Source organism: Silvimonas sp., assembly GCF_031291215.1.
Classification (GTDB): Bacteria; Pseudomonadota; Gammaproteobacteria; order Burkholderiales; family Chitinibacteraceae; genus Silvimonas; species Silvimonas soli.
On the sequence record NZ_JARLJK010000069.1, the window covers coordinates 1 to 1378 of the forward strand.

General features: G+C 59.7%; 1 protein-coding gene. It reads left to right on the top strand.

Features of this window, described 5'->3' with window-relative positions; translation table 11 throughout:
* The first annotated feature begins 146 nt into the window (after positions 1–146).
* Positions 147–1355: an IS4 family transposase gene (locus P4L78_RS09865; RefSeq protein WP_309327846.1), complete on the top strand. Its 1209-nt coding sequence runs from the start codon at positions 147–149 to the stop codon at positions 1353–1355.
* Positions 1356–1378: the final 23 nt, after the last annotated feature.

Here is a 1378-nt window from a genome sequence, read left to right on the forward strand (position 1 = left end):
AGGTTTCCCCTCATAAATTCCCGCAAACGTCTTTTCTTTCATTCGCTTAGCAAATAGCATCACGGTAAAACCGCGCATGGAAGCGCGCGCATGGCACGGCTTTTTTCTCTTCTGGGAGTCGCCAAACCACCAGAGGAGCCCGTGCCATGCACGCAATCATAGTATTGCAAGATTTGCTGCGCCGTTACATTCCCACGCTGCACGAAAAGCGCCTGTCGGTACTGATCGCCGCGGTTGGCAGTTGCTTGCGCAAGCGACGCTTGAGCTTGTCGGAGCTGGCGCGCGGCCTGGAATCGGCAACGACGGTGAGGCATCGCATCAAACGGATCGACCGCCTGCTCGGCAATCGCTGGTTCCAGGCGCAGCGGGTGTGCTTCTACCAGATGCTGTGCAAGAAGCTGATCGCCATTGGCTCCGAACCGATCATCCTGGTGGACTGGTCCGATCTGAAGCCCGATCGTAGCCTGCTGCTGTTGCGGGCAACCCTGTGGACGCATCGCCATGCGCTGGTGTTGTACGAGGAAATCCATCCGATGAAGCGGCAGAACTCGCCGCAGGTAGAGCGGGAGTTTCTACTGACGCTCAAATCCATGCTGTGGGAAGGCGTATGCCCGATCATCGTCACCGATGCCGGCTTTCGCGGCCCGTGGTTTGTACAAGTGCAGAAGCTCGGCTGGCATTGGGTGGGCAGGGTGCGCGGCCGCACATTCGTGTCGGTCAAACCGGGGCGTTGGTTGCCATGCAAACGGTGGTTTGCTCGGGCCACGGCGACGCCGGTCGCACTAGGCGTCGGCCAGATGGTCCGCGCGCGTCCGGTGGACTGTGCATTGTTCCTCTACCACAAGCCGCCCAAGGGCCGCAGCAGCAAAACACTGCGCGGCCAGCGTCGTTGCAGCAATGAGTCGAACAAGTGCGCCAATCGCGAGCGGGAACCCTGGCTATTGGCAGCGTCGTTATCTCTGACTGATCTATGTGCCCTGGAGGTCGTCAGCATCTACCGCACTCGCATGCGTATCGAGCAAACCTTCCGGGTGCTCAAGTCGCGTCAGTTCGGATTCGGATTCGAGGACAGCCGCAGCCGCACTGCCGGGCGCATCGCGGTACTACTGTTGGTCAATGCCTTGGCGGTGTTGCTGGCCTGGATCGCCGGCAATCTGGCCTATCGCAAAAAACTGGAGTTGCAGTTCCAGTCTCACGGCAATCGCAAACGACGCTCCATGTCGGTGGTCACGCTGGGCTGGATGGCCCTGGCCGACGAAACCATTCGGTTTGCTTGCCGTGAACTCACTCAAGCATTGGATCTGCTGTCAGAACCGCCGCCGCTGTATGCTGATCCACCGCTGCGACGAAGCTGAATATGAGGGGAAACCTCAGGGCC

Coding starts and splice junctions, on each gene's coding strand:
- P4L78_RS09865 (WP_309327846.1), top strand. CDS start 147: ATGCACGCAATCATAGTATTGCAAGATTTGCTGCGCCGTTACATTCCC.